8 protein-coding genes are annotated in these 8,938 nt (G+C 40.7%); all 8 read left to right on the forward strand.

From position 1 onward, the window contains the following. Nucleotides 1-82 precede the first annotated feature (82 nt). The 8 genes from ilvA to ACPWSO_RS12640 all read left to right on the forward strand — a co-directional run bounded on the left by ilvA (nt 83) and on the right by ACPWSO_RS12640 (nt 8,781). Nucleotides 83-1,048 carry a threonine ammonia-lyase gene (gene ilvA, locus ACPWSO_RS12605; RefSeq protein WP_426083883.1) on the forward strand — a complete coding sequence of 322 codons (966 nt, stop codon included), beginning with the start codon at nt 83-85 and terminating at the stop codon, nt 1,046-1,048. Between the two features lie 292 nt (nt 1,049-1,340). Next, nucleotides 1,341-3,260 (forward strand): BglG family transcription antiterminator, encoded by a 1,920-nt coding sequence (locus tag ACPWSO_RS12610; RefSeq protein ID WP_426083885.1) that lies wholly within the window; start codon nt 1,341-1,343, stop codon nt 3,258-3,260. Between the two features lie 6 nt (nt 3,261-3,266). Further along, complete coding sequence (locus ACPWSO_RS12615) at nt 3,267-3,587, forward strand: PTS lactose/cellobiose transporter subunit IIA (protein ID WP_426083887.1); 321 nt, start codon at nt 3,267-3,269, stop codon at nt 3,585-3,587. A 45-nt stretch (nt 3,588-3,632) separates the two neighbouring features. Beyond that, nucleotides 3,633-3,956 carry a PTS sugar transporter subunit IIB gene (locus ACPWSO_RS12620; RefSeq protein ID WP_426083888.1) on the forward strand — a complete coding sequence of 108 codons (324 nt, stop codon included), beginning with the start codon at nt 3,633-3,635 and terminating at the stop codon, nt 3,954-3,956. A gap of 124 nt (nt 3,957-4,080) precedes the next feature. Beyond that, nucleotides 4,081-5,421 carry a PTS sugar transporter subunit IIC gene (locus ACPWSO_RS12625; protein ID WP_426083890.1) on the forward strand — a complete coding sequence of 447 codons (1,341 nt, stop codon included), beginning with the start codon at nt 4,081-4,083 and terminating at the stop codon, nt 5,419-5,421. A gap of 60 nt (nt 5,422-5,481) precedes the next feature. Beyond that, the gene (locus ACPWSO_RS12630; RefSeq protein WP_426083892.1) at nt 5,482-6,558 is read left to right on the forward strand and encodes a M24 family metallopeptidase; all 1,077 of its coding nucleotides are present in this window, start codon (nt 5,482-5,484) and stop codon (nt 6,556-6,558) included. Further along, nucleotides 6,555-7,604, forward strand: a complete 1,050-nt coding sequence (locus ACPWSO_RS12635; protein WP_426083894.1) for a M42 family metallopeptidase — start codon at nt 6,555-6,557, stop codon at nt 7,602-7,604. Before ACPWSO_RS12630 ends, ACPWSO_RS12635 begins: the two co-directional genes overlap by 4 nt. After that, nucleotides 7,597-8,781 (forward strand): MalY/PatB family protein, encoded by a 1,185-nt coding sequence (locus tag ACPWSO_RS12640; protein ID WP_426083896.1) that lies wholly within the window; start codon nt 7,597-7,599, stop codon nt 8,779-8,781. The genes ACPWSO_RS12635 and ACPWSO_RS12640 overlap by 8 nt, the downstream gene beginning before the upstream one ends. Nucleotides 8,782-8,938: the final 157 nt, after the last annotated feature.

Here is an 8,938-nt window from a genome sequence, read left to right on the forward strand (position 1 = left end):
GTTGGTATAACAAGGATGTAAGCGTTACAATATAGCTGAGTCCGTATTTACGGAGTAACTGCTGCTGAAAGAAGGGAAACCGATGAAGTCCACTGTAGAAGCTGCGCCTTATATGGCTGCTGTTTATGAACGACTAAAACCGCACATTATCCATACACCGCTAATGCCCAGCAATACGATGAATCAAATGATTGACGGAGAAATATTTTTAAAGCTGGAGAATCTTCAACGGACAGGCGCATTTAAATTTCGAGGCGCTTACAATAAGCTGCAGCAGCTTTCAGAGCTTGAAAAGAGCAAAGGTGTTATTGCCTGCTCAGCTGGAAATCATGCGCAGGGAGTAGCACTGGCTGCTTCTCTGTTGGGAATAAATGCCCGTATCTATATGCCGATGACAGCACCGCGGACAAAGATTGAAGCAACAAAAGCATATGGCGCGGAAGTAGTATTGGCTGGAGAAACCTTTGATGAAACGAAGCAGATGACAATCATGGAGGCTGAGCAGTCGGGAGAATTGTTTATTTCACCTTTCGATGACCAAGAGATTATTTATGGTCAGGGTACAATCGGACTTGAAATCTTAGCAGATTTGCCTGACGTAGATACTATTATTGTTCCAATCGGCGGGGGTGGACTCATTGCAGGAATAGTTCTGGCAGTCAAAGAGCTACATCCGGAAATTCAAATCATTGGTGTACAGAGCTATCAGGTGCATGGTATGATTCGATCCATTTGGGCCCACAAGCGAATTCCTAACCGCACGTCTCGAACGCTGGCTGACGGCTGCGATGTTGCCTTAGCAGGTGAGCTTACGTATGAAATAGTCAAGAACCGCATTGATGAAACTGTTTTGGTTGAGGAGCAGGAAATAGCAGAAGCGGTTTTCTTTTTAGCATTAAAAGAAAAGGTAATCGCCGAAGGAGCAGGTGCATTAAGTACAGCCGCTGTTTTAAGCGGGAAGATTGATCATCTATTGAAAGGGAAGAAAACAGCAGTGGTTGTTTCCGGAGGAAACATCGATTTCTCTGTTTTAAAGGAAGTTTTATAAGCATATAAGAAACTATGTCGGAATCAGGTAAGCGATTATTTTTAGCCGTTTACTGATTGCGGCATAGTTTTTGTTTTAAGAAGAAAAGCAGATTTTTTGTGATTGGACGGTAGAACTGCGGCCTGAGTTGGGTATAATTAAATTCTCTGATTGATTTCAGCGAGTCTTTTGAAACCAAGATATATCAGCCTTACAGCTAAGGATAAGACAAAAATTTCCATTTCAATCAGAAAAAGATACTATTTTATTTAAAGCGCTTTCGCGTTATCTTAAGAGCAGAGGAGGAGAGCGTATGAGGGAAGAAAAAATCATCCGGTATTTATTAGCTGATACAAGACGTCAGTCTGTCGAAAAGCTTGCCAAAATGATTGATGTATCGCCTCGAACGATTTCCACGGATATCAAAAAGATTAATTCAACTGCGGCCAGCTATGGGTTCAAGGTTTCTATGGTAAGAGGTCAAGGGTATGCTTTAGAAATTTCAGATAAACAGCGTTTTGATCAGTACCTCACTGAACTGTCTGACAGCCCGCAGCTAAACTTAGCAGATCCGGAAGTCCGTAAAGTTACCATCACGCTTTTATTATTGTTTGCTGAGGAGTACTTAACTATTGGTCAAATATCGGAAACACTGGCGGTTAGCGGCTCTACTGTAAAAAATGACTTAATTTTTGTCAGGGAGCAGCTTGAAGAACAAGAATTGACGCTTTATGCCAAACCTTATTACGGTTATAAGATTGTCGGCTCGGAAGAGAAGCGGCGGGAGCTAATTATCCGGCTGCTGCGAAACGATATTTCCAAACCACAAACGACTCCTGAATATGCAGCATTTCTGGAACTATTTGATGAGCAAAAGCTTAGAAAGTGTGTGACCGACAGTGTTAAGCAGTTGGGGATAAAAATGAATGATCTGGTATTGGATAATTTGATTCTTCATATCATACTTCTTAGTTTTCGTATTCAGCAGAATAATTTGTTAAAAGAATCGCAGGGAATCTTTAAGAATAAGAGCAGTTACGCAAAGCTGACAGAAAGAATTGCTGAATATTTAGAAACCCATGAAGATATCCGGTTGCCTGAAAATGAAAAAATCTATTTAAGCCGTCAGCTATATGGAAAGATGCTGGCAGTTAATGAGTTTTCTCAATATGATGAACTTCATGGCTATATTGATCAGGCGCTAGCGGAAATAGACCAAAAATATCGGACACATTTCTATCAGGATAAAGAGCTAAAAGAAGCGCTGGCTCTTCATGTGGCGCCGCTGCTTCAGCGGTTATATGTTGGGCATCAGCTGGAAAATCCAATCATTGAAGATGTTTATACCCGCTATGCGAATGTATTTACGATTGCTTACGACTTTATCCAGCTCATCAGCAACAATGTAGAGGTAACCATTACAAAAGATGAGATGGGCTATCTGGCTATTTATTTCGCTGCTAGTTTGGAAAAAAAATCTCAGGAAGAAATAAAGCGTTATAAAAGATTAGCTGTAATTTGCGCAACTGGCGGCGGCGCTTCTTATTTATTAAAAACCAAACTGGAGCAAATTTTTGTAAACGCTGAAGTACAAACTTTTTCGATTATTGAAGCTGAAGCAATCGATGAAACCTATGACTTAATTATCTCCACAGTACCGATTGAACTTAAGGTTGATCGAATACCGGTTATTTATACGCAGGCATTGCTAACTGAGAAGGAAATAAAAAAAATTCAAAATGACTTGCTTTTGATTCAGGAGGATCAAACCATCGATACAGATTTTGATCAACATTTGCTGGGGTTATTCACAGAAAAGAATTTTACCATTTCCAATGAAAGGGATTATTTGAGATTACTGGAGGAAAGAGCGGATAGATTGGAAGAAAATGGAGAAGCAGACAGTGGATATAGAACGCTGGTATTACGCCGTGAACATTTGGTGGATACGATTTATCATAATGGGATTGCAGGACCTCATCCGATGGAAGCGAAAGCGATTCATGAATGCATTGACGTAATTATTGTACGACCGGCAGCAGCGTTTAAGAATAAGCAGATTCGACTAATATTTCTCATTAATATCGGCAATGGTCATTTGTTTATACACAAAGAAATCAGCAGATTGATGATTCGAATGATTGATGACCAGGCATTTGAAAAAAGACTGGACAGTATTAGAAATTACGAGGACTTTTCTCACTATTTAAGAGAAATGCTTAAGAGAGGATAATGGATTATGACGGAACAGGAAAAAAGTATTTTTCAAATTATTTCAGCTTCTGGAGATAGCCGAGGGGCAGCATTTGAGGCATTGCGCTTGGCAAGAAAGGGCAAGTTTAAGGAAGCCGATGAAAAAATGAAAGAGGCAAAAGAAAAAAGCATTACTGCTCATGAAGAACAAACGGCTCTAATTACAAAAGAAATTAATGGAGAAAAGACAGAAACCACACTGTTAATGGTTCATGCACAGGATCATTTAATGAACAGTCTACTGGCAAGAGATTTGATTGAAGAAATGATTGAAATGTTAAGAGATCAAACGAACGGAGCAGAGTAAAAATTAAAGCAGTAAACTGCTTGGAAATAAGAAAGGAAGAAAAGAATGAAGACACTATTGGTTTGTGCAGGTGGTTTTTCAACCACAATGATGATGGAAGCAATGAAGAAAGTAGTCAAGGAATCAGCAAAGCTGGAGGTAGAGGACTACCCGATGGAAGCGATTGGAGTAGATAAGCTGGACCGCTATATCAATGAGTATGATGTTATTTTGGTAGGCCCTCAGCTAAGTCACAAATATGACTACATCAAGGGTGAGGCAGAAAAAATCAATAAGCCGTCTGTTTTACTGACTTCTGATATCTATGGCTCAATGGATGGTGCAACCGTAATGAAGCAGGCAATTTTAGCCTATCGTAAAAATCAGTAAAAATAATAAAAACAATATAAATCCTGTAAAAACTTTTGTGTATGAAAAAAAGATTATTATAAGAAGAAAATCAAGTTGAAAACTAGTTTCTTTATAAGATTTGTATTAGTTGGAGGGGAAAAAAATGGAACAAACGAAAGTCTCGACCTTTGATAAGATTGAGGGATTTATCCGCAAAACATTGGTTCCTGTCGCAAATAAAGTGGATAATAATGCGTATTTAACAGCTATAAAAAAAGGAATGGTCGTTTTGACGCCAGCTCTGCTGCTTGGTTCGATTGCAGCAATATTTCCATCAATTCCGGAGTTTATCAAAGTAACAGCTGTACAAAATTGGTTTGATCAGTATGGGTATATCTTTGGTCTATTATCTAAAGTTTCTTTAGGATTAGTGGGACTATATGCGGTTTTAGCGATTGCTTATTTTCTAAGTGAGCAGTGGAAGCTCTATACGATTGGCTCAATGATTCTCGCAGGAATTGGATTTCTGCTTGTTGCCATGGATGTGGATGAGAATGGAAACATCGTCGCTACCCATCTCGATTCCAAAGGGCTTTTTGCCGGGATTTTTATTGCTATTATTTGTGTGAAGATTTACCAGTTTTTTACAAAGCATAAGCTTGTTATCAAGATGCCGGAGGGTGTACCAGATTTTGTTTCCAGTTCTTTTGAGCTGATTACACCAACTGCCGCAATCGGCGTTTTGTTTATTACAATCCGTGCGATTACAGACTCACTGACTGGCGGTACATTACTGCCTCAAGTGATTATGGAAATGCTGGCACCGGCAATTGGCGGACTTGATTCGCTGTGGGTGATTTATCTGATTTTAGTTTTGCGGCTGGTATTCTGGTTTTTCGGAATTCATTCGGCTGTTCTATCGCCGATTTTATCGCCAATTGCTGTTCAGTATCTATCCGAAAATATTGCTGCCCACGAAGCAGGCCAGCCTTTGACGCATGTGATCACCGGCGGCACCTTATCTGCATTTGCTAATTTTACTGGCTCAGGTGTAACAATCGGTCTGGTTATTGCCATGTTAGTCAGCCGTTCCCAACGCTACAAAAAGGTTGGGGCTGTGGCATTATTACCTTCGCTTTTTGGGATTAATGAGCCTGTGCTGTTTGGTGTTCCAATTATTTTGAATCCTGTACTGATGATTCCATTTATTTTTGGCGGTGCTTTTGTAGGAATGATTCCAATGATTTGTATGAAATTAGGTTTGTTGAATTATCCGATTTTTGATCCGCCTTATGTACCAGTTTTTATGGAGGGCTTTTTGACTGGATTTGACTGGCGTGCCATTATCATTCAGTTAGTTCAGATTGGACTATCTTTTGCGCTCTACCTGCCATTCTTCAAAGTTCTTGAGCGTCAGGAGCTGGAGCAGGAAAAACAAAAAACAGAGGAACATCGTGTAATCAGTGAAGAAGATGAAGCACTTCTGGCCGATTTAGACTTTTAATAAACGAAAGAAGACCGGGAGAACATACTCGGTCTTTGATTATTTTCAAGGAGGTTGAAAATGAAACATCGATTAACAGCTGTCAAGGCTACTATGGAAGCTCAAAATATAGATGTACTGCTTATCAGCGACAAAATTAACCGGCGGTATTTGAGTGGTTTCACCGGTTCTAATGGTTTGCTGGCAGTTGGGTTGACTCAAGATTATCTACTGATTGACGGACGCTACACAGAGCAGGCCCAGCAACAGACAAAAGATATCCGTATTATTACGACAACTGAACAAAATAACCAGTGGCAGCATTTAGCAAAAATTGTTGGAGCAGGTACCTTAGGCTTTGAGGGAGGCTCAATCTCTTATCAGATGTTTAGTGCCCTTAGGAAATTAGCAGATGATCAAGGTGGACATTTAATAGAGACGCAGAATCTAATTGAAGAACTGCGGATGTTTAAAAGCGATACAGAAATTACGGCATTAAGAAAAGCTGCGGGGCTGGCTGATCAAACCTTTAGTTATATCATCTCTATCATAAAACCAGGCATGTCAGAACTAGATGCCGCTAATGAAATTGACTACTACAGCAAGCGTATCGGCAGTGAAGGTCCGGCCTTCGAAACGATTGTTGCGTCCGGAATAAGAACGGCTCTGCCCCATGCCCACGCATCTAAAAAGATTATTCAGGAAAACGAACTAATTATGATTGACTTTGGTTGTATATCTGGGGGCTACTATTCGGATATGACACGAACCTTTGCACTTGGTAAAGTGGATGACGGCATAAAAAGGACGTATGATCAGGTGCTTCAGGCGCAAAGACAGGCGATTGAAGCAGTTAAAACAGGCAGAACTCTGGCAGAAATTGATGCTGCTGCCCGCAGTGCATTATCCACTGGCGGATTGGCTGAGTATTTTTCTCATGGACTAGGGCATGGAATCGGCTTATCTTGCCATGAATATCCTGCCGTAAATCAATTAAATCAGCTTACTATTCAGCCGCGAATGAGCTTTACGGTAGAACCAGGTGTATATATTCCTAGTAGTTTTGGCATTCGGATTGAAGACGATATTTTTGTCACTGCAGATGGAGAAGTAGAGCTGTTGACTAAAACAAATAAAGAATGGATGACGATTGAATGAAACTAAAAGAACGTTTACTTCGTTTATCAAATTTAGACGGGATTGCAGGACGTGAAGATAAGGTTGGCGATTACTTAGCACAGACGATTTCCCAACCAGTGCTAAAAGATGATTTTAAAAATCACTATTTTGGCAACCTGAGCACAAGGAAAAAAAGAATTGCTGTGTACAGCCATCTTGATGAGGTTGGCTTCTTCATCCGGGACATTGATTTAGACGGCTTTGTTTATTTTCAGCCAGTTGGCGGCTGGTGGGGGCATGTAATCTTAGGTCAGACTGTCCGAATCACTGCTCGAAAGAACGGACAGACTTATTTAGGGATTGTAGGCACCTTGCCGGAAGGCTCAGTCATGAATGACAAGGTTGTACCAATCGACAAAATGTACATCGATTTGGGTGTTTCTAGTAAAGAAGAAGTGCAGGAGCTTGGTATCCAGATTGGTGATATGATTACTCCTGATACGGCAGCAAGAGAAAGTGTGAACGGTGAGTACGTAATTGGAAAGGCTTTGGACAATCGTGTGGGCTGTAGTGTAATGGCTGGTGTACTGGATTATTTCGCTGATCAAGTGCTGGACTATGTGGAAATTATTGGTGTTGCCACAGCTCAGGAAGAGGCTGGAACAAGAGGGTCGAAAGTTGCGGCTGCTAAGGTTCAAGGAGATATTAATATTATTATCGATGTTGCCAATGGTAAAGACACCCCCAATGCTGCAGCTAGAAAGACACGTATTTTGGGGCAGGGACCAGGTATTTGTCTCTATGATAAAACAGCGCTGGCCAATATGGAACTGGCAGATGCTTTACAGGAAACCGCTGAAAAAGCAGGAATCCCGTATCAATTTGATCAGTTTACCGGCGGCGGAACGGACGCCGGCTCGATTCAGCTGTACGAAGGCAAGCCGACAATTGTGTTAAGCGTACCAGTTCGCTATTGCCACTCATGGTATTCAATAGTCAATCTCGGCGATTGTCGACAGGCAATAGAGCTGATTTGCCGATATATTGAAAACACAGATAAAGCAGGAGGAAAAGCAATTGACTGATTTTGATCAAATTGTTTCAAGAATCGGTACGTATTCAACGCAATGGGATTATGTTCAAGATCGTTTTGGTGAAAAAGGTCTACTGCCGTTTTCTATTTCAGATATGGACTTTAAGATTCCTAAAGGGACACAGGAGGTTCTGACAGATGCTGTGAAACGTGGTGTATTTGGTTATACCCGCTGGAATCATTCTGATTTTAAGGGAGCGATTGCTAGTTGGTTTAGCCGGCATTTTCAAACAATAGTTGCAGAAGACTGGATTGTCTACAGCCCAAGTGTGATTTACAGCTTATCGGTATTTTTACAGCTGCTTTCAGAACCAGGTGGAAAGGTTGTCACGCTTACACCTTGCTATGATGCATTTTTTAAAACAGTAGCAGAAAATAAACAAGCCTTAATTTCTGTAAGTTTAAAAAAAGAAACAGGCTTCCAAATTAATTTTGAGGAGCTGGCTGAGGTATTTGAGAAAGAAAGACCAGAAATATTTTTACTGTGCAACCCTCATAATCCTACTGGACGAGCATTTAATCAAGAGGAGTTAACTACGTTGATTGAGCTGTGTAATCAGTATCAGGTGGGAATTATCAGCGATGAGATTCATATGGATATTCGCCGAAAAGGCGTTTTCCATCATCCAATCGTGACGTTTGCGGATAAGCTAAAAGTCCCTGTGGTTTTACTATCTTCTGCTTCTAAAACCTTTAATAGTCCGGGAATGGGCTGCTCTTATGCCATTGTACCAGACAGGACTCTCCGTGAAAGCTTTTTAACTGTGCTTAAAAATAAGGATGGTCTTTCTTCAGTACCCTATCTGGGCATGCTGGCACTGCAGGACTGTTACAATTATCAGCAGAAATGGCTGGCAGAGCTTAACAGCTACCTGGATGACACATTTCTGATGTTGACAGACAGGCTGGCAGAGCATCCCTACATTTCTGCATACATTCCTGAAGCTTCTTATTTAGCTTGGCTAGACCTTAGCCGTTTACCAGTTAGTATGGATGAGCTTCAAAAAATTCTCATCCATCAGGAAAAGGTAGCTATTATGCGGGGCGATACCTATGGGAAGGAAGGCAAAAAATATTTGCGTTTCAATCTTGGTGCTCCTCGTGATAAAATTAGCGATGGTCTTGAGCGTCTGCTTCGGGCAGTTCAAAAAAGCAGTATAAATCATTAAATAGATATGAAAAAGAGGTCGAGACAAAAGGGCACTGACCCCCAAGAATGAGAATATAAAAAAGAGGCACCTCCGTTGAATTTATTTTATATAATAAATTTAGCGGAGGTGCTTTTGATGAAGAAAAAAATGGCGTATTCTCTTGAAGTCAAAGAGA

The sequence above is a fragment of the Enterococcus sp. LJL51 genome (assembly GCF_049894025.1).
Taxonomy (GTDB): Bacteria; Bacillota; Bacilli; order Lactobacillales; family Enterococcaceae; genus Enterococcus_L.

Coding starts and splice junctions, on each gene's coding strand:
- ilvA (WP_426083883.1), top strand. CDS start 83: ATGAAGTCCACTGTAGAAGCTGCGCCTTATATGGCTGCTGTTTATGAA.
- ACPWSO_RS12610 (WP_426083885.1), top strand. CDS start 1,341: ATGAGGGAAGAAAAAATCATCCGGTATTTATTAGCTGATACAAGACGT.
- ACPWSO_RS12615 (WP_426083887.1), top strand. CDS start 3,267: ATGACGGAACAGGAAAAAAGTATTTTTCAAATTATTTCAGCTTCTGGA.
- ACPWSO_RS12620 (WP_426083888.1), top strand. CDS start 3,633: ATGAAGACACTATTGGTTTGTGCAGGTGGTTTTTCAACCACAATGATG.
- ACPWSO_RS12625 (WP_426083890.1), top strand. CDS start 4,081: ATGGAACAAACGAAAGTCTCGACCTTTGATAAGATTGAGGGATTTATC.
- ACPWSO_RS12630 (WP_426083892.1), top strand. CDS start 5,482: ATGAAACATCGATTAACAGCTGTCAAGGCTACTATGGAAGCTCAAAAT.
- ACPWSO_RS12635 (WP_426083894.1), top strand. CDS start 6,555: ATGAAACTAAAAGAACGTTTACTTCGTTTATCAAATTTAGACGGGATT.